The sequence below is a fragment of the Variovorax sp. Varisp41 genome, assembly GCF_047325085.1.
Lineage (GTDB): Bacteria > Pseudomonadota > Gammaproteobacteria > Burkholderiales > Burkholderiaceae_C > Variovorax.
This window is the reverse complement of the sequence record NZ_CP168540.1, coordinates 5,721,860-5,739,477: the sequence shown is the minus strand read 5'-3', so window position 1 is coordinate 5,739,477 and position 17,618 is coordinate 5,721,860. Positions and strand designations below refer to the sequence as shown.

23 protein-coding genes are annotated in these 17,618 nt (G+C 69.2%); 10 read left to right on the top strand and 13 right to left on the bottom strand.

Going from position 1 to position 17,618, the window contains the following annotated elements; genetic code table 11:
- Positions 1 to 13: 13 nt before the first annotated feature.
- The 5 genes from nadC to ACEN9J_RS26620 all read right to left on the bottom strand — a co-directional run bounded on the left by nadC (position 14) and on the right by ACEN9J_RS26620 (position 3,252).
- Positions 14 to 889, bottom strand: coding sequence for a carboxylating nicotinate-nucleotide diphosphorylase (gene nadC / locus ACEN9J_RS26640; protein WP_413762484.1), 876 nt, complete (start codon positions 887 to 889; stop codon positions 14 to 16).
- Between the two features lie 40 nt (positions 890 to 929).
- Positions 930 to 1,958 carry an NAD(P)H-dependent glycerol-3-phosphate dehydrogenase gene (locus ACEN9J_RS26635; protein WP_057592034.1) on the bottom strand — a complete coding sequence of 343 codons (1,029 nt, stop codon included), beginning with the start codon at positions 1,956 to 1,958 and terminating at the stop codon, positions 930 to 932.
- 29 nt (positions 1,959 to 1,987) lie between these two features.
- Positions 1,988 to 2,452, bottom strand: a complete 465-nt coding sequence (gene secB / locus ACEN9J_RS26630) for a protein-export chaperone SecB (protein ID WP_057592035.1) — start codon at positions 2,450 to 2,452, stop codon at positions 1,988 to 1,990.
- 129 nt (positions 2,453 to 2,581) lie between these two features.
- Complete coding sequence (grxC, locus tag ACEN9J_RS26625; RefSeq protein ID WP_057592036.1) at positions 2,582 to 2,848, bottom strand: glutaredoxin 3; 267 nt, start codon at positions 2,846 to 2,848, stop codon at positions 2,582 to 2,584.
- 20 nt (positions 2,849 to 2,868) lie between these two features.
- Positions 2,869 to 3,252, bottom strand: coding sequence for a rhodanese-like domain-containing protein (locus ACEN9J_RS26620; protein WP_281077002.1), 384 nt, complete (start codon positions 3,250 to 3,252; stop codon positions 2,869 to 2,871).
- Between the two features lie 108 nt (positions 3,253 to 3,360).
- On the opposite strand from ACEN9J_RS26620, the gene gpmA reads away from it, so the two are divergent.
- The 3 genes from gpmA to ACEN9J_RS26605 all read left to right on the top strand — a co-directional run bounded on the left by gpmA (position 3,361) and on the right by ACEN9J_RS26605 (position 6,513).
- Positions 3,361 to 4,104, top strand: a complete 744-nt coding sequence (gene gpmA, locus ACEN9J_RS26615) for a 2,3-diphosphoglycerate-dependent phosphoglycerate mutase (RefSeq protein WP_057592037.1) — start codon at positions 3,361 to 3,363, stop codon at positions 4,102 to 4,104.
- A gap of 109 nt (positions 4,105 to 4,213) precedes the next feature.
- Positions 4,214 to 5,656, top strand: coding sequence for a S41 family peptidase (locus tag ACEN9J_RS26610; RefSeq protein ID WP_413762483.1), 1,443 nt, complete (start codon positions 4,214 to 4,216; stop codon positions 5,654 to 5,656).
- Positions 5,657 to 5,748: 92 nt separating this feature from the next.
- Complete coding sequence (locus ACEN9J_RS26605) at positions 5,749 to 6,513, top strand: HesA/MoeB/ThiF family protein (protein ID WP_296742399.1); 765 nt, start codon at positions 5,749 to 5,751, stop codon at positions 6,511 to 6,513.
- 11 nt (positions 6,514 to 6,524) lie between these two features.
- Here the strand turns inward: ACEN9J_RS26605 and ACEN9J_RS26600 are convergent, their stop codons facing one another.
- Positions 6,525 to 8,543, bottom strand: coding sequence for an AsmA family protein (locus tag ACEN9J_RS26600; RefSeq protein ID WP_413762482.1), 2,019 nt, complete (start codon positions 8,541 to 8,543; stop codon positions 6,525 to 6,527).
- A gap of 279 nt (positions 8,544 to 8,822) precedes the next feature.
- Between ACEN9J_RS26600 and ACEN9J_RS26595 the strand changes: the two genes are divergently transcribed.
- On the top strand, positions 8,823 to 9,221 hold the full coding sequence (locus ACEN9J_RS26595) for a response regulator (RefSeq protein WP_057592040.1): 399 nt from the start codon (positions 8,823 to 8,825) through the stop codon (positions 9,219 to 9,221).
- A 24-nt stretch (positions 9,222 to 9,245) separates the two neighbouring features.
- Here the strand turns inward: ACEN9J_RS26595 and ACEN9J_RS26590 are convergent, their stop codons facing one another.
- Positions 9,246 to 9,878: a response regulator transcription factor gene (locus ACEN9J_RS26590; protein WP_057592041.1), complete on the bottom strand. Its 633-nt coding sequence runs from the start codon at positions 9,876 to 9,878 to the stop codon at positions 9,246 to 9,248.
- A 131-nt stretch (positions 9,879 to 10,009) separates the two neighbouring features.
- Between ACEN9J_RS26590 and ACEN9J_RS26585 the strand changes: the two genes are divergently transcribed.
- The 6 genes from ACEN9J_RS26585 to ACEN9J_RS26560 all read left to right on the top strand — a co-directional run bounded on the left by ACEN9J_RS26585 (position 10,010) and on the right by ACEN9J_RS26560 (position 13,611).
- Complete coding sequence (locus ACEN9J_RS26585) at positions 10,010 to 11,320, top strand: CHASE3 domain-containing protein (protein WP_261213971.1); 1,311 nt, start codon at positions 10,010 to 10,012, stop codon at positions 11,318 to 11,320.
- 212 nt (positions 11,321 to 11,532) lie between these two features.
- Positions 11,533 to 11,697 (top strand): DUF1328 domain-containing protein, encoded by a 165-nt coding sequence (locus ACEN9J_RS26580; protein ID WP_082321940.1) that lies wholly within the window; start codon positions 11,533 to 11,535, stop codon positions 11,695 to 11,697.
- Positions 11,698 to 11,748: 51 nt separating this feature from the next.
- The gene (locus ACEN9J_RS26575; RefSeq protein WP_057592043.1) at positions 11,749 to 12,120 is read left to right on the top strand and encodes a hypothetical protein; all 372 of its coding nucleotides are present in this window, start codon (positions 11,749 to 11,751) and stop codon (positions 12,118 to 12,120) included.
- A gap of 33 nt (positions 12,121 to 12,153) precedes the next feature.
- Positions 12,154 to 12,537 (top strand): hypothetical protein, encoded by a 384-nt coding sequence (locus ACEN9J_RS26570; protein WP_261213972.1) that lies wholly within the window; start codon positions 12,154 to 12,156, stop codon positions 12,535 to 12,537.
- Positions 12,524 to 13,060, top strand: coding sequence for a hypothetical protein (locus ACEN9J_RS26565; protein ID WP_413762481.1), 537 nt, complete (start codon positions 12,524 to 12,526; stop codon positions 13,058 to 13,060). Before ACEN9J_RS26570 ends, ACEN9J_RS26565 begins: the two co-directional genes overlap by 14 nt.
- Positions 13,057 to 13,611 (top strand): ferritin-like domain-containing protein, encoded by a 555-nt coding sequence (locus ACEN9J_RS26560; protein ID WP_261213976.1) that lies wholly within the window; start codon positions 13,057 to 13,059, stop codon positions 13,609 to 13,611. Before ACEN9J_RS26565 ends, ACEN9J_RS26560 begins: the two co-directional genes overlap by 4 nt.
- A gap of 75 nt (positions 13,612 to 13,686) precedes the next feature.
- Here ACEN9J_RS26560 and ACEN9J_RS26555 read toward each other — a convergent pair whose 3' ends face one another.
- The 6 genes from ACEN9J_RS26555 to folE all read right to left on the bottom strand — a co-directional run bounded on the left by ACEN9J_RS26555 (position 13,687) and on the right by folE (position 17,567).
- Complete coding sequence (locus tag ACEN9J_RS26555; RefSeq protein WP_261213978.1) at positions 13,687 to 14,193, bottom strand: BON domain-containing protein; 507 nt, start codon at positions 14,191 to 14,193, stop codon at positions 13,687 to 13,689.
- A 68-nt stretch (positions 14,194 to 14,261) separates the two neighbouring features.
- A complete protein-coding gene (locus ACEN9J_RS26550) occupies positions 14,262 to 14,459 on the bottom strand; it encodes a CsbD family protein (protein WP_413762480.1) in 198 nt (65 codons plus the stop codon).
- 147 nt (positions 14,460 to 14,606) lie between these two features.
- Positions 14,607 to 15,452, bottom strand: coding sequence for a DUF429 domain-containing protein (locus ACEN9J_RS26545; RefSeq protein ID WP_413762479.1), 846 nt, complete (start codon positions 15,450 to 15,452; stop codon positions 14,607 to 14,609).
- 3 nt (positions 15,453 to 15,455) lie between these two features.
- On the bottom strand, positions 15,456 to 16,337 hold the full coding sequence (locus ACEN9J_RS26540; RefSeq protein WP_413762478.1) for an EamA family transporter: 882 nt from the start codon (positions 16,335 to 16,337) through the stop codon (positions 15,456 to 15,458).
- A 74-nt stretch (positions 16,338 to 16,411) separates the two neighbouring features.
- Positions 16,412 to 16,834, bottom strand: coding sequence for a BLUF domain-containing protein (locus tag ACEN9J_RS26535; RefSeq protein WP_057592051.1), 423 nt, complete (start codon positions 16,832 to 16,834; stop codon positions 16,412 to 16,414).
- Position 16,835: 1 nt separating this feature from the next.
- Complete coding sequence (folE, locus tag ACEN9J_RS26530) at positions 16,836 to 17,567, bottom strand: GTP cyclohydrolase I (RefSeq protein WP_057592052.1); 732 nt, start codon at positions 17,565 to 17,567, stop codon at positions 16,836 to 16,838.
- Positions 17,568 to 17,618: the final 51 nt, after the last annotated feature.

Below are 17,618 nucleotides of genomic sequence, written 5' to 3'. Positions count from 1 at the left end.
GTGCGCGTCTCCCTCAGCGGTCCTGGAAGCGCATCGAGAAATCGATGGCCTTGACGTCCTTGGTCAGCGCGCCGACCGAGATCCGGTCGACGCCGGTCTCGGCCAGTTCGCGCAAGCCCTCGAGCGTGACGCCGCCCGATATCTCGAGCACCGCGCGGCCTTCGCCGGCGGCGTCGTTGATGCGCACCGCCTCGCGCAGGGTCGGCAGGTCCATGTTGTCGAGCAGCACCATGCGCGCGCCGGCGTCGAGCGCCTCGCGCAGCTGCGCCAGGGTCTCGACCTCGATCTCGACGAAATCGGCACGCTCGGCGGCCGGAGCCACGGCGCGCAGCGCGGCGGCCACGCCACCGGCCGCGGCGATGTGGTTTTCCTTGATCAGCACGGCGTCGTACAGGCCGATGCGGTGGTTGAGGCCGCCGCCGGTGCGCACCGCGTACTTCTGCGCCAGGCGCAGGCCCGGCAGCGTCTTGCGGGTGTCGACGATGCGCGCGCGCGTGCCCTCGACGATGTCGCTGTAGAGCGCGGCCTTGGTCGCGACGGCGCTCAGCAGCTGCAGGAAGTTGAGCGCGGTGCGCTCGGCGGTCAGCAGCGCGCGGGCCGGGCCTTCCATCTCGAGCACGACCTGGTTCGGCTCGCAGCGCCCGCCCTCGGCGCAGCGCCAGTCGATGCGCACCTGCGGATCGAGCTGCGCCAGCGTGGCCTCGACCCAGGGCGCGCCGCACAGCACGGCCGGCTCGCGCACCAGCACGCGCGCCTGGGCGCGGCGGCCGGCATCGACCAGGGAGGCGGTGAGGTCGCCGTCGGCGACGTCCTCCTGCAGTGCGCGGGCTGCATCGGCCTGGGCCAGCGCGGCGATGGCCGGCGCGGAGAAATCGAAACGGGAACGCATGGGGCGGCTTGTCTTCCGGATGTTGTTATGGGGGCCGCCTTCAGGGCGGCGGCCGGACCGATTCGGGCACCGGGTCGCGCCCGGTCAGCGCGGCCACAGCATCGGCCGGGCTCACGCGGCCGTCGAGCAGCGCGACCACGCCTTCGGCGATGGGCATTTCCACGCCCAGCCCGCGCGCGCGCTGCACCACGGTGCGGGCGCAGTAGACGCCCTCGGCCACGTGGCCCAGCGAATCGACCGCCTGCGCCAGGGTGCGGCCCTGGGCCAGCAGCAGGCCGACCTTGCGGTTGCGCGACAGGTCGCCGGTGGCGGTGAGCACCAGGTCGCCCAGGCCCGACAGGCCCATGAAGGTGTCGGTGCGGGCGCCGAGCGCGAGGCCGAAGCGGGTCATCTCGGCCAGGCCGCGCGTGATCAGCGCGGCGCGCGCGTTGAGGCCCAGCGCGAGGCCGTCGCACAGGCCTGTGGCAATGGCCAGCACGTTCTTGACCGCGCCGCCGACCTCGACGCCGACGATGTCGTCATTGGCATAGACGCGCAGCGCGGGGCCATGGAAGGCGTCGACCAGCGCGTCGCGCACGGCGGCATGCGGGCTGGCCGCGACCAGCGCGGTCGGGCGGCCCTCGGCCACTTCCTGCGCGAAGCTCGGGCCGCTGAGCACGCCGGCCAGCAGATCGGGCGCGACCTGCGCGCGGATCTCGTGGGCCAGCAGGCCGAAGGAGGAGGCGGTGGTGTTCGCGGCCTGCGCGGGCTCCACGCCCTTGCAGAGCCAGGCGACCGGCACGCGGGTGCCGCTGTCGCGCAGGGTCTCGAGCTGCCGGCGCAGCGCGGCCATGGGCGTGGCCACGATGACCAGGTCGGCGCCGGCCTGCGCCTGGCCGATGCCGCCCGCGCGCACCGCGAGCGAGGCCGGCAAGGCCAGCCCCGGCAGGTAGCGGGTGTTCTCGCGGGCCCGGGAGATGGCCTCGGCCTGGGCCGCGTCACGGGCCCACAGCGTGACCTCGTGGCGGGCGGCCGCATTGACGGCCACCGCCGTGCCCCAGGCGCCGGCGCCATGAACGCAGATCTTCATCGGCGTCGCGGCGTTGCGTGCCGTCAGGCTTACTGCGTGACGATGGGCGAAGGCTGGCCGGCGGCCTGGGCCTGCTGCTGCTCGTACATGGCCTGGAAGTTGATCTCGGCCAGGTGCACGGGCGGGAAGCCGCCGCGCTGGATCACGTCGGCCACGTTGCCGCGCAGGTAGGGGTAGACGATCTGCGGGCAGGCGATGCCGAGGATCGGGCCCATCTGGTCTTCGGGCAGGTTGCGGATCTCGAAGATGCCGGCCTGCTTGGCTTCGACCAGGAACACGGTCTTGTCGCCGATCTTGGTCTGCACGGTGGCGGACACCGACACCTCGAAGATGCCGTCGGCCACGGGCTGGGCGTCCACGCCGAGCTGGATGTCGACGGTGGGCTGTTCCTGTTCCAGCAGGATCGCGGGCGAGTTGGGTTGTTCGAGCGACAGGTCCTTGAGGTAGACGCGCTGGATCTGGAACACGGGATCTTGGGCTTGCTGGTCGGCCATGGCTGAACTTTCGAGGGTCAAAACAAGGCCCGCCGGGGGATGGTTTCCCGCGGCGGGCCGCAGATGGTGAACGGGCGATTATCGCCCGGCGATGTGACGGCTACGGACCGGCGGTCGGCCGGCCTTGAATCAGGCCGCCTGGCCCTGCAGCAGCGGCACCAGGCCGCCGCGGCTGTCGAGCGCCATCAGGTCGTCGCAGCCGCCCACGTGGGTGTCGCCGATGAAGATCTGCGGCACCGTGCGGCGCTGGGTGATCTCCATCATGGCCATGCGCGCCTGGGGATCGCTGTCGATGCGGATCTCCTCGATCTGCTCGACACCCTTGGACTTGAGGATCTGCTTGGCGCGTGTGCAGTAGGGGCACACGGCGGTGGTGTACATCTTGACGGCTTGCATGGTTCGTATCTCGGTGGGGTTCAGGCCTTTTCAACCGGCAGATTAGCCGCTTTCCACGCCTTGAGTCCGCCGGACACCGCTTGGGCCTGCTCGTAACCCAGCTTCTTGGCCGCGGCCACCGCGCGCTGCGCGCGCGAGCCGTTCTCGCACACCAGCAGCAGCGGCACGTTCTTGTTCTTGACCGTGGAGGCCAGCTTTTCCTCGAGCTGGGCGAGCGGCACATTCTTCGCGCCGATCATGTGGCCGGCGGCGAATTCCTCGGGATCGCGCAGGTCCACCAGCACCGCGCGCTCGCGGTTGATGAGGTGCACCGCCGCGTCGGCCGTCAGCGTGCCGCCCCCCGCGCCGCGAATCAGCGGCCAGGCCAGCATGGCGCCCGAGCTGAGCACGATCAGGACCAGCATCCAGTTCGCGGTGACGAATTCGATCAATTTCACGGGGGTTCCTTGGAGAGAGGCAAACCCGGGATTTTAGAATGTCGGGTTTACAAAGCGCTGCCAAAGGCCTCCGACATGCACAAACTGGTACTGATCCGCCACGGCGAATCGACCTGGAACCTCGAAAACCGCTTCACCGGCTGGACCGACGTCGACCTGACCGAGACCGGCGTCGAGCAGGCCAAGCAGGCGGGCCGGCTGCTGAAGGCCGAGGGCTACGACTTCGACGTGGCCTACACCAGCGTGCTCAAGCGCGCCACCCGCACCCTGTGGCACACGCTCGACGAACTCGACCGCACCTGGCTGCCGGTGGTGCATTCGTGGCGCCTCAACGAACGCCACTACGGCGGCCTGCAGGGCCTGAACAAGGCCGAGACGGCCAAGAAGTACGGCGACGAGCAGGTGCTGGTCTGGCGCCGCAGCTACGGCACGCCGCCGCCGCCGCTGGAAGCCGACGACCCGCGCAGCGAGCGCGGCGACGTGCGCTACGCCAAGCTCGCGCCCGAGCAGATCCCGCTGACCGAATGCCTGAAGGACACGGTGGCGCGCGTGCTGCCGTTCTGGAACGAGTCGATGGCCCCGGCCATCCGCACCGGCCGCCGCCTCGTGGTGGCGGCGCACGGCAACTCGATCCGCGCGCTGGTGAAGTACCTGGACGGCATCTCGGACGACGACATCGTCGGCCTGAACATCCCGAACGGCATTCCCCTGGTGTACGAGCTCGACGACGATCTCAAGCCGCTGCGGCACTACTACCTGGGCGATGCCGCCGCCGCCGAGAAAGCCGCCGCCGCGGTCGCCTCGCAAGGCAAAGGCTGAAGCCGCGCTGTAGAAAAACCGTGCCCGCCGCTCCACCCGTGGAACCCCGGCGGGCAATTTGTTTCCAAGCTGTGTATATTGGTTCGACAGCCGACAAGGACACTTACCCATGGGCCAGAAACTCAAGATCACCGGCTGGGTCGCCGCCGGCGCCGTCGCAGGCGTCCTGACCACCGCCTCGCTGCAGACCGTCGCGCGCGGCTCGCTCGCGCCACTGCCGCTCGAGGAACTGCAGCAACTCGCTGCCGTGTTCGGCATGGTCAAGAGCGACTACGTCGAACCGGTCGACGAGAAGAAGCTGATTTCCGACGCCATCTCCGGCATGGTCGCCGGGCTCGACCCGCATTCCCAGTACTTCGACAAGAAGTCCTTCAAGGAATTCAGGGAAGGCACCACCGGCCGCTTCGTCGGCGTGGGCATCGAGATCTCGCAGGAAGACGGCCTGATCAAGGTGGTCTCCCCGATCGAGGGCTCGCCCGCGTTCCGCGCCGGCCTCAAGCCCAATGACCTGATCACCAAGATCGACGACACCGCGGTGCGCGGCCTGTCGCTCAACGAGGCGGTCAAGCGCATGCGCGGCGAGGCCAACACCAAGGTGCTGCTGACGATCTTCCGCAAGGACGAGAGCCGCACCTTCCCGGTCACGATCACGCGCGAGGAAATCCGCACCCAATCGGTGCGCGGCAAGATGATCGAGCCGGGCTACGGCTGGATCCGCCTGTCGCAGTTCCAGGAGCGCACGGTCGACGACTTCGTGAAGAAGATCGACGACCTGTACAAGGAAGACCCGAACCTCAAGGGCCTGGTGCTCGACCTGCGCAACGACCCGGGCGGCCTGCTCGACGCGGCCGTGGCGGTATCGGCGGCCTTCCTGCCCGAGAACGCCACGGTGGTCACCACCGACGGCCAGCTCGCCGAGAGCAAGGCGGTCTACAAGGCGGCGCCCGAGTTCTACCAGCGCCGCTCCGGCAGCGACCCGCTGCGCAGCCTGCCGACCGCGCTGAAGTCGGTGCCGCTGGTGGTGCTCGTGAACGAAGGCTCGGCCTCGGCCAGCGAAATCGTCGCGGGCGCGCTGCAGGACCACAAGCGCGCCACCATCATGGGCAGCCAGACCTTCGGCAAGGGCTCGGTGCAGACCGTGCGCCCGCTCGGCCCCGACACCGGCCTGAAGATCACCACCGCGCGCTACTACACGCCCAGCGGCACCTCGATCCAGGCCAAGGGCATCGTGCCGAACGTGCTGGTCGACGAGAGCGCCGAGGGCAGCCCCTTCGCCGCGCTGCGCATGCGCGAGGCCGACCTCGAGAAGCACCTGGCCAGCGGCCAGGGCCCCGAGGTCAAGGACCCCGAGCGCGAGAAGGCCCGCGACGAGGCCCGCAAGCGCCTCGAGGAAGAAGCCAAGAAGCCGCCGCAGGACCGCAAGGTGCCCGAGTTCGGCTCCGACAAGGACTTCCCGCTGGTGCAGGCGCTCAACCGCCTCAAGGGCCAGCCGGTGCTGGTCAGCAAGACGCAGGTGATCGTCGACAACAAGGAAGAGAAGAAGGAGAACTGACCGGCCGGGGCGCGAGCCCCTTCCGGACGCTCCGACTTCGCATCCCACCGCAGGGGACCGGCCAGACCGGTCCCTTTTGCTTTCTCCCCGCCATGAACGAAGACGACGACCTGCTGCGCTATTCGCGCCACATCCTGCTCGAGGAATTCGGCATCGATGGCCAGGCGCGCGTGAGCGCCGGCCGGGTGCTGGTGATCGGCGCCGGCGGGCTGGGGTCGCCGGCCGTGCTCTACCTCGCGGCGGCGGGCGTGGGGCGCATCGTGCTGGTCGACGACGACGAGGTCGACCTGACCAACCTGCAGCGCCAGGTCGCCCACACCGAGGCGCGCGTGGGCCAGCCCAAGGTGGCGTCGGCGGCGCAGGCCATGCGCGACATCAATCCCGGCATCGCCATCGAGACCCACGTGCTGCGCCCCGACGCCGACCAGCTGTCGGCGCTGGTCGCGGCGGCCGACGTGGTGCTCGACTGCACCGACAACTTCGTGACGCGCCAGGCCGTCAACCGCGCCTGCGTGGCGCACGGCAAGCCGCTGGTGGCGGGGGCCGCGATCCGCTTCGACGGGCAGCTCAGCGTGTACGACGTGCGTGATCCGGCCTCGCCCTGCTATGCCTGCCTGTTCCCGCCCGACGCGGCCTTCGAGGAGACGCTGTGCGCGGTGCTCGGGGTGTTCGGGCCGGTGGTCGGCACCATCGGCACCCTGCAGGCGCTCGAGGCGCTCAAGCTGCTCGCGGGCATCGGGCCGTCGCTGGCGGGCCGGCTGCTGATGTTCGATGGGCGAAGCGCTTCGTTCGACACGCTTCGCGTGGCGCGCGATCCGCATTGCGGCGTCTGCGCGGCGCACCGCCCCGCACCCTAGCCCCGCTCGGGTCAGGGCTGCTGCTTCGCGCCCTTGGCCCGTGCCGCACCGTTGGCGGCGGCACCGGCGGTCGGCTTGTTGGCCTGGGCCAGCACCGCCTTGCAGTCGGAATCCTCGCCGGGACCGGTCTCGATGGTCGCGGCCAGCGCCAGCAGCGGGTTGACCGCGCCCAGCGCCAGCGCAGCCAGCCCGCGGCCCGCCAACGGCCCGACCTGCAGCCCGCCCTTGGGATCGCCGAAGCTGCCGCTGACCACCAGCGGCGTGCGGATCGACAGCAGGCTCTTGCTCTTGGGCTCCTGGTGGACCACGAAGTCCAGCCCCTCGGTGGCGAAATTGGCCTGCCCCGTGGCCGTGAAAAGCGCGTTGGTGGTGTCGACCATCAGCGTGCGGCCGGTCGCCAGCCCCTTGTTCACGTCGAAGGCCACGGCCGCGCAGCGCAGTTCGACGTCGCGGTCGCCGCGCAGCAGGAACTTGAGGATGTCGCCGCCCACCAGCGTTGCGAACACCGGCAGCAGGTTGCCGAACTGGCCGCGGCCGGCCAGCACCGCCACGTCGCCCGAAGCGCCGCCGAGCCAGTTGGCGACCGTGCTGCCCGAGCCCGAGAGGTTGATGCGGCCGTCGAGCCGGCCCAGGCTGTTGCCGGTGGTCTCGAGCTTGGGGAACAGCCGCGCGAGCTGCATCGCGCGCACGTCGAGCGCGGCGCGGATGTCGGCCGGGTTCTTCGAGCCGTCGATGCGGATCGCGCCGCCCAGCTTGCCGCCGGCCACGCCGAGCAGCAGCGGATCGAGCGTGAGCACACCATCCTTGAGCTTGACCTGCACGCTGCCGCTGTCGAGCGGGACGTCGCGCACGTTGCGGATGCGCTCGGCCGTGTACTTCACGTCGGCATTCATCGCGCGCAGGCGCTCGAAGTCCAGCGGCGCGGTCGGCAGCACCTTGCCGCCCGGGCGCTTGACCTGGGTCACGGTCGGCGGCGGCGCCACGCCCTCGACGGTGGCGGCTGTGCGCGCGGTCGGCGGCAGGCCGATCAGCGGGCCGAGGTCGTCCATGTCCATCACCTTGGAGCGCAGTTCGCCCGCGAGGTAGGGCACCTGGGTCGCCTGGTCGAAGCGCATGTCGCCCGCGATGTCGGACAGGCCCAGCTTGCCCTGCAGCGCCTTGGCCTCCCACAGGCTGCCGCGCTTGCTGAGATTGCCGCGTACCGCGTAGGGCGAGGTCTGCGGCAGCGCGATGCCCAGCAGCGGGAACAGCGCGCCCAGGGTCTGGCCACGGATGTCGAACTTCGCATCGATGCCGTCGAGGTCGGCGAGCGAGCCCACGGTGCCGCCCGCCTTGAGCTTGGTCTGGCCGGCGGCCGCGTCGATCTCGAGCGGGAACGGCGGCGCGCCGGCCGCGTTGATCTGCATCACGTTGCCGGTGCGGCCCTGGGCCGTGAGCGGCTGACCCTTGTAGCGGCCCTTGATTCGGTAGTGCACCGGCAGCGCGCCGCGCGCGGTGTCGTAGCTGACATCGGCATGGATGTCCACGCCCAGGTGCTTGGCCAGGAAGTCGATGGCGCCGCCATCGACCTCGATGGTGCCGATGGTGGGCGCGGTGCCGGCGTCGGAGGTGTCCTTGCCGAAGGCCCAGGTGCGCCGGCCGTCGGCTTCCATCTGCAGGCCCACGGTGGGCGAGGCGAGCACCAGCCGCGGGATCTCGATGCGGCGCGACACCAGCGGCCAGAGGCGGATGTCGAACTCGGCGCGCTCGGCCTTCACGAGGTAGGGGTCACGCGCCCACGAGGGGTTGGCGAACTCGATGCCGTCGAACTTGACGGTGGCGCGGCGCCAGCCGAGATCGACGTCGAGCCGGCGCGTGATCTCGAACTTGCGGCCGGTCTTCTCGCTCACGTAGCGGTTGACCGGCTCGCGCAGCACGTCCCAGGGGAAGAACAGGATGGCGATCACCAACGCCGCGAGCAGCGCGAGCAGCAGCACGATCAGCTTCTGCCACAGCGGAAATCTGCGCGGGAGGGTGCGGGTGGAATCCATCGCCATGGCTGCATGATGACCGCATCGCGCGCGCCGTCCAGGTCGGCGCAGGGCCGCATCCCGCGTGCGGCATCACCTACCGCGCGCCGAGCGACGCCAGGGCCCTCGCCTGCGGGGGCGTCGGAACCCGCCTACAGATGCCTCGCACTGAACCCTGCATGATGCGCGGCAGGGAGGCCTCATCGTCCAGAGCCCGGTCCAGCCGCCGCCAGCCACGAGAACACGGCGGGCGCCGCGGCCCACATCATTCGGGCAACGTCGGAGGAAGCGCGGTTCGTCATGGATTCCAGATTGAAGACCTACATCGTCGAGGACAACCTCACGATCCGTGAAAACCTCATCGGCACCCTGGAAGAACTGGCGCGCACCGTGGTGATCGGCTACGCGGAAACCGAAGACCACGCGGTCGAATGGCTGCGCACGCATGCCGCCGACTGGAACCTCGCGGTGGTCGATCTCTTTCTCAAGCAGGGCAGCGGGCTGGGCGTGCTGAAGGCCTGCACCGAGCGGCGCCCCGAACAGAAGGTGGTGGTGCTCAGCAACTATGCGACGCCCGACATCCGCAGGCGTTGTGCGCAGTTCGGCGTGGACGCGGTGTTCGACAAGTCCAACGAGATCGACGCGCTGGTCGATTTCTGCCTGCGCGCGGTGGCGCTGCAGCCACCGGAGCCGGGCTGAGGCCCGGCGCGAACGGTGGCTTTCTCAGTCGATCAGCTTGTTCTTGAGGGCGTAGTACGTGAGGTCGCTGTTGGAGGAGAGGTTCATCTTCTCCATCAGCCGCGTGCGGTAGGTGCTCACGGTCTTCACCGACAGCGACAGCGTCTTGGCGATGTCGCCCGCGGTCTCGCCCTTGGCCAGCTTCAGGAACACCTGGAACTCGCGCTCCGAGAGCTGCTCGTGCGGCGCGGCGTCGTCCTTGCGGTCGAGCTGGCGGGCCAGCAGTTCGGCCACGGCCGGGGTGATGTAGCGGCGGCCCAGCGCGATGGTGCGGATCGCGTTGACGATCTCCATCGGATCGCACTCCTTGTTGAGGTAGCCGCTCGCGCCCTGCCGGATCAGGTTCATCGCGTAGTGCTCCTCGGGGTAGCCGCTCAGGATCAGGATGCCGACGTCGGGCGCCTTGGCACGGATCATGGCAAGCGCATCGATCCCGCTCTGGCCCGGCATCGACAGGTCCATCACCAGCACGTCGAGCTCGGTGGTGCGCACGAGCTCGATCGCCTCGCGACCGCTGGCGGCCTCGCCGGCCACGCGCAGATCCACGTGCTCGGAGAAGAACTGCCTGAGGCCCGATCGCACGATGGCGTGGTCGTCCACAATTCCAATTTTGATCATCTGTTACTTTCGTCGTTGTGTTGCCGGTCCGCGGGCCGCAACATGCCGGTTCCCTGATCGTTGTCAATTATTCACGATCTTGTCTTGAAAGCGGATCCAAAAGTTTCATGCGTTGGCTAGCGTTCCCAAAAATGGCCTTGAGCCTGCTGCTCGCCGCACTGGCGGCGCTGGCGCTCGTCGGCATCAACGAGGCGGGCTACCGGCAGTCCAGTATCGCCCTGGCCGAGATCGACGCCGCGCAGAAGGTGCGCAGCGTGCTCAACCAGCTGCTGCAGAACATCCTCGATGCCGAAACGGGCCAGCGCGGCTATCTGCTGACAGGGGAAGCCGCCTACCGGCAGCCCTACGACAACGCCATCAAGCAGATCGACGGCAACCTGGCGAGCCTGCGCGAGCAGTACGCCGGCCGGCCGGCCGAGACGGCCCAGCTGGCGGAGCTGTCGAAACACGTGCTGCGCAAGGTGTCCGAGATGGACATGAGCGTGCGCCTGCGCTCGGACGGCAAGGAGGACGCCTGGAAGTTCGTCATCACCACCGACGTCGGCCGCGAGGAAATGGATGCCATCCGCGAGAAGGCCCGGGGCCTGGTGGAACTCAGCAACAAGACCCTGCACGACAGCCAGACCCAGGTGATGCTGTCGCTGCGGCTGGCGCGCTTCGGCACCAGCATCGTGGCGCTGGCCGCCCTGTTCGCCTTCTTTCTGTACCTGCGCCAGACGCACGTGCTGCGCTCGATCGGCGAGCGCCAGCAGGAGACCCTGCAGCGCGAGCGCAATGCCCTGGAGGACGAGGTGCGCGAGCGCACCGCCTCGCTGGCCGAGCTGGCGACCCACCTGCAGGACGTGCGCGAGACCGAGCGCGGCTTCCTGGCGCGCGAGCTGCACGACGAGCTGGGTTCGCTGCTGACCGCCGCCAAGCTCGACGTGGCGCGGCTGAAGTCGCGGCTGGCCGACGCGCCCGATGCGATCCAGCGGCTGCAGCATCTGACCGAGCTGCTCAACAGCGGCATCGCGCTCAAGCGCCGCATCATCGAGGACCTGCGCCCGTCGTCCCTGGCCAACCTCGGGCTGGTGGCCTCGCTCGAGATCCTCGGGCGCGAGTTCGGCGAGCGCTCGGGCATTCGCGTCGACATGCAGCTGGAACCGGTCAGCACCGACGAGTCGCGCCAGCTCACCATCTACCGGATGGTGCAGGAGAGCCTCACCAACATCGGCAAGTACGCCGAGGCCACCGAGGCCACGATCGCGATGAAGAACCACGACACGCACGTGGTGGTCGAGGTGCTCGACAACGGCAAGGGCTTCGACGCCCAGAAGATGCGCCCGTCGACGCACGGCCTGGCCGGCATGCGCCACCGCGTGGAGGCCGCGCGCGGCAAGCTCACGGTGACATCGACGCCCGGGCATGGCACGCGCATCGCGGCGATGCTGCCGGTGGCATAGGCCCGGACCACGCCCCCCGCGCCGGCGCATCCGTGCCGGAATTCACGCGATTTCCAGGGCCGCCGGGCGGACTCGGCCATCTCCTACGCCCCGCCCCCCCTGCCACTGACAGGTCCGCCATGGGCCGGCCCTTAAGGTCTGTCCATGCCGTGTTCCTCCTCCTCGGACACGCGGCTTTTCCAACAACGAGGGCAGCCTCCAAGGAGTTCCGCATGTTGCACTACGCAGTGGTCTTTCTGGTCATCGCGCTGATCGCCGCCTTGTTCGGCTTCGGCGGTATCGCCGCCAGCGCCGTCGGTATCGCCAAGATCCTTTTCGTGATCTTCGCGGTGCTCGCCATCGCGAGCTTCCTGGCCGGCTTGCTACGAAGCAAGTAGCGTCGGTACGATCCACAGGCTCTCGCAATTCATTCCCGGAAAGGACTTTTCATGAACACGACCAAGACCCCCCAGCAACTCGCCGACGACGCACGCCAGACCGCCAACGACGCTGTCGATACCACGCGCGCCTATGCACAGAATGCGGTGAATGCGGCGGGCGAAAAGGTCCGCGAGCTGCGTCGCGACGCGGAACCGGCGGTCGAGCAACTGGCGGCGCGCGTGCAGCAGGCCGTGCAGCGCGGCCTCGATGCCGCCTCGACCACCAGCGCGCGCGCGCAGCGCCGCCTCGAGCAGGCCGCCGACGTGACCGGCCGCTACATCTCCGACCAGCCCGTGCGCTCGGTGCTGATCGCCGCCGCGGCCGGTGCCGCCATCACCGCACTGATCGTGCTGGCCAGCCGCCGTCGGGACGACTATTGATCGACTGAAGCATCGGCTCCGCTCCGCAGCACCATGCTTCATCCGATCTTTTCCACGGTGCTCGGGCACCCGGAGCTCATCGCCGAACACATCGCCAACTACGCGGCCCTGGTCCGGCAGGAGTCGGGCACCGCGGCCCGCGGGCTGATCGCCCGCATCGTCGCGGGTATCCTGGCCGCAGCCACCTTCGTGCTGGCGCTGGGACTCATCGGCGTGGCGGTGCTGCTGGGCGTGCTGCACGGCAGCTTTCATTGGGTGCTGGTCGCGGTCCCCGGCGTGGCGCTCGCGATCGCCGCGATCTGCGCCTGGATCGCATCCCGTCCCTTCATCGCCCATGGGTTCGACGATCTGCGTGCGCAGGTCGACGCCGACCTGCAAGCCCTTCACGAAGCCGGAGGCCGCCATGGCCGGCACTGATCCCCGCGCCCTGCTGACGCCGAAGGAAAGGCTGGCGCTCTCGCGCCGCGCGCTGGTGCGCGAGCTCAACGGCGGCCGCGATCCCGAGCCGGAGCACCGCACGCCGCAGCAGGAACGCGCCCGGCGCGATGCCGAGGCGGCCTTCGCGCAGTCCGACCCCGACGATGCCGGCGCCGCCTTCGAAGGCCAGCGCGCGCACGATCCGGGCGGCGGCCGCGGCGGCAATGCCCGCATCTGGGCCTCGGTCGCGCGCAGCATGGCCGAGCGCTGGTGGCGCCGCCATCCGGCGCATGCGGCGGGCCAGCTGGCGCGGCCGCTGCTCGAACGCTATGCGCGCAAGGAGCCGGCCAAGCTGATGGCGATCGCCGCCGCCACCGGCGCGGTGGTGGTGCTGGTCAGGCCCTGGCGGCTGCTGTCGGTGACGGCGGTGCTGGCGGCGGTGCTCAAGACTTCCGACCTGGCCGACATCGTGAACACGCTCATGCAGCAGAAAACAACTCCCCCACGAAAGGATCCCCCATGAAAGCCAATGCCTCCACTCCGGCGAAGGACCACCAGCACCTGGTGCTGGACCAGAAGGGCCTCGACGCCGCGGCCAAGAGCCTCGACGACGGCGCCGTCACCCCGGCCTACGGTCCGTGGCGCGACGACATCGTCAAGCTGCTGAACGACGCGCTCGCCACCGAGCTGGTCTGCGTGCTGCGCTACAAGCGCCACTACTTCACCGCCAACGGCGTGGAATCGCCGGCCATCGCCGACGAATTCCTCGTGCATGCCAACGAGGAATCGGCGCATGCCGACCGCATCGCCGAGCGCATCGTGCAACTGGGTGGCGAGCCCGATTTCGCGCCCGAACACCTGCGCGAACGCAGCCATGCCGGCTACGACGAATCGACCGACCTGCAGGCCATGGTGCGCGCCAACCTCGTGGCCGAGCGCATCGCGGTCGAGTCGTACCGCCAGATGATCAACCTGATCGGCGACAAGGACCCGACCACCCGCCGCATGCTCGAGGACATCCTCTCGGACGAGGAAGAGCATGCCGACGAACTGAAGGACTGGCTGGGCCACTGACCCGGCAGCCACCCAAGAGAAAGCCCGGCATGCCGGGCTTTCTTTTTGGGAGGCGGAAAACGCGGATCCGGAAACTCAGCCCTTCACCTCGAGCCGGTTGTCGACCGAGGTCACGCCCTGCACGCCCTTGGCGATCTGCTCGGCGCGCTCCTTGGCGGCGGCGCTCGGTGCAGGTCCCTGCAGGCTCACGGCGCCGGCCTTGGTGTCGACGTCGATCTTGATGGCGCTGAGATCGGGATCCTTCGCCAGGCCGGCCGAGATGGCGGCTGTGATGGCCGCGTCGTCCACCGTGTTCGCCACGGCGGTACCGGCGTCCTTCACGGCTTCCTTCGCATTGGCGGCACCGTCCCTCACGCTTTGCGAATCGATCTTGGCCTTGGCCTCCTCGGCCATCTGGACGGTCTTGTCGCGCGCGGTGTCGACGGCCTGGCCCGTGCGCGCCACCGCGCTGTCGAGCTTCTCGCCGGCGGTGCGGCCGTCGTTCCTGTCGCAGGCGGCGAGCGCAAGGCTGCCGCCGGCGATCGCCAGCACGGCAAGCCAGGTGCGCGTGCGCGAGGCGGACGGCTGTATCGAGAGGGTCATGGGAACCTCCACATCGATGGAATGAAAAGAAAAATGGCTGCGCGCCCGCGGGCCGCAGCCATGTTGCATCAGAGCTTGTCGGCGCCGGACTTGATGGCGTCCTTGGCCTTTTCCTTCACGTCGCCGTAGGTGCTCTGCACCTTGCCGGTGGCCTGGTCGGCGATGCCCTCGCCCTGGAGCTTCTCGTTGCCGACGACCTTGCCGGTGACTTCCTTGATCTTGCCCTTGGCCTGGTCGACGCGGCCTTCCACTTGATCCTTGTTCATTGCGATGTCCTTCCTGATTCGGTCACGAAGCACCCGGAGACCGGATGCATGAGCCGGCGGCCCATGACTTCAATCTAGCGACGCGACCTGTGAGCCACGCCACGACGGGGGCGCAAAGCGCTGTAGGACAACCGGGGCCGGCCGGGGTCAGGCGGAGACGATCCAGCCCTCGAGCGGATCGATGCCCGCGGGCAGTCCGTAGCCAGGGCCCGCGCTGTCCGCGCGCTGCAAGCCCCAGGCCGCCTGCACCAGGCACAGCACGGCATCGAGGTCGTCGCCGCGCGGGTCGTCGAGCAGCTCGCGGCGCCGCCCGGGCGAGAGCTCGAGGCGCAGGCCGAGCCGCGTGCGGCCGGCCTCGAGCGCGGCCAGCAATTCGACCCGCACGTCACGGCGCTCGGGCGTCTGTTTGACGAGCTCGTCGCTCTTGTAGCTGCGGCGCCCGACCAGCTCGCGCGCCAGCAGCCCGGGATAGGCCTCGAGCGCCACCCGATCGGCCGGCTGCACCGCGCGCAGCCCCGGCAGATGCGCATCGGCCGCGAGCAGCGGCGGCACCCCGGCATGCAGCATGAAGGCCACCGGCGGATTGACCCACTTCATCGACGGGCTCGAACCCGCGGGCGCATCGGTGGCGCGATGCGCGAATTTCCCGCCCACCGGCCGCGCGGCGCAGAAGGCCGCGAAGGTCTCGCGGATCTCGGCACGGGTGAGCGCGGCGTAATGCGCGATCAGCGGCTCGAAGTGCAGCGGCCAGCCCAGGTGCTCGACCAGTTCTCGCGGCAGGCTGAACGGGAAGTCGAAACCGCCGACCCAGGCCGGCGTGGCGTGCAGCCAGCGGCTCCAGGCCTCGAGCGTGCTGAAGCGCTGCAGATCGCGCAGCGCCAGGACGCCATCGGGCATCGATTCGCCGGTGGCGACCACGATCGGCTTGCGCGCGGTCGGTGCGCTCGAGAAGTCGCAGCCGAACAGCAGCGGGCCCGGGCGCGTCTGGCTCATGGCTCAGCCCAGCGCGAGCGCCACCACGCCCGCGGCGATGAAGAGCGCGCCCAGCAGGCGCAGCAGCCGGTCGCCCTCGCGCAGCAGGTGGCCGCCGATCAGCGCCGCGAACAGCATCGACACCTCGCGCGCGGGCGCCACGTGCGAGATCGGCGCCTGCTGTACCGCGTAGAGCACCAGCACGTACGACACCGGGCTCACGGCCGCCACCACCAGCGCGTACTTCCACTGCGCGCGCCACATGCGCGCGGTGGTGGCGCGATCGTGCAGCGCGGCCGGCAGCAGCAGCACCAGGCGCACGAAGTTGCCGAAGTAGTCGAGCAGGATCGGCGACATCGCGAGGAACTTGACGGCGTAGCTGTCGGCCACGGTGTAGGCCGCGATGAAGCCGCCGGTCAGCACGCCGTAGCGGATGCCCTTGTGCACGCGTTCGCGCTGCGCCGGGTCGTGCGCCTTGTGCCAGAGCTTCGGGCCACCGGCGACCAGGAACACGCCGCCCACCACGCCCAGGATGCCCGCCACGCCCACGAGACTGATCTTCTCGCCGAGGAACAGCACCGCCACCAGCGACGACAGCAGCGGGCCCGAGCCCCGCGCCAGCGGATAGACCACCGTGAGGTCCGACTTGCGGTAGCCGCGCAGCAGCACGATGAAATAGAAGATGTGCAGCACGCCGCTGAGCACGACGAAGCCCCACTCGGTCGCGCCCCAGTGGGGCACCACGTTCCAGCCCAGCGCGATGCCCACCGGCGCCCAGATCAGCATGTTGAACACGCTGGTCTGGAAGCTGAAGCGCACGTCGCCGTTGGCCTTCTTGGCGACGATGTTCCAGCCCGCGTGGATGAGCCCTGCCAGCAGGATCAGCGCGAATGCGGAAAGAGGCACGGGATCAGATCAGGGAAGTCGCTCGCCCGCCGGCCGGCGGGCAACAAAAAGGGGGCCGAGGCCCCCGACGCATTTCAGTGGCGCCCGACGATGGCCGCCGTGGCCATCAATTCCTCGAGCAGCGCCAGCGAGACCTTGCCCGAGACCTTGTACGGGTCGAGCTCGGGCTTCTCGGAGTACTTCAGCAGCGTGGAGGCGTTGAGCTTGGAGAGGTTGACCTGCCCCATGGTCCAGCCGCCGAAGCGGCGCTCGAAGATTTCCTCGTAGTGCAGCAGCACCACGTCCTTGTGGCGCGCATCGCGCTGGATGTGGCCGTAGAGCTCGCTGATCGCCATGCGGCCGCCTTCGATCGCCTGCAGGAAGGTGCCGCCTCCATAGCAGAGGATGCCCGTGATGCCGCAGGCCGTGTTGTGCGAGCGCGATTGCGTGAGGATCGCCTCGATGGCCGCGGGGCTGGTGTCGACGGCGCGGCTGGCGTAGAGGAGTCGGACCAGCATGTCAGCTCTTTCGGGGCAGGAGGGACAGGAATTCGCGCCGCAGGCTCGGGTCCTTGAGGAACACGCCGCGCATCACGGAATTGATCATCTTGCTGTCCATTTCCTTCACGCCGCGCCAGGCCATGCAGAAGTGCTCGGCCTCCATGACCAGCGCGAGGCCGTCGGGCTGGGTCTTTTCCTGGATCAGGTCGGCCAGCTGCACCACGGCCTCTTCCTGGATCTGCGGACGGCCCATGACCCATTCGGCGAGGCGCGCGTACTTCGACAGGCCGATGACGTTGGTGTGCTCGTTGGGCATCACGCCGATCCAGAGCTTGCCGATGATCGGGCAGAAATGGTGCGAGCAGGCGCTGCGCACCGTGATCGGGCCGACGATCATCAGCTCGTTGAGGTGTTCGGCATTGGGGAATTCGGTCAGCGGCGGCGCCGGCACGTAGCGGCCGCGGAACACCTCGTTGACGTACATCTTGGCGACGCGCCGCGCGGTGTTGTCGGTGTTGTGGTCGTTCTCGATGTCGATGACCAGGCTCTCGAGCACGCCCTTCATCTTGACCTCGACCTCGTCGAGCAGAGCCTCGAGCTCGCCGGGTTCGATGAACTCGGCGATGTTGTCGTTGGCGTTGAAGCGCCGGCGCGCCGCGTTCAGGCGCTCGCGGATCTTCACGGAGACGGGCGTGCCCTCGTCGTCGTCTTTGGGAACGGGGAGCGTGTCCACTTCGGTTTTCCTCAGCATCGGGCCATCGTACCAGTGAATCGATGCCCGCCGTTCGGGCCGCGAATGCCC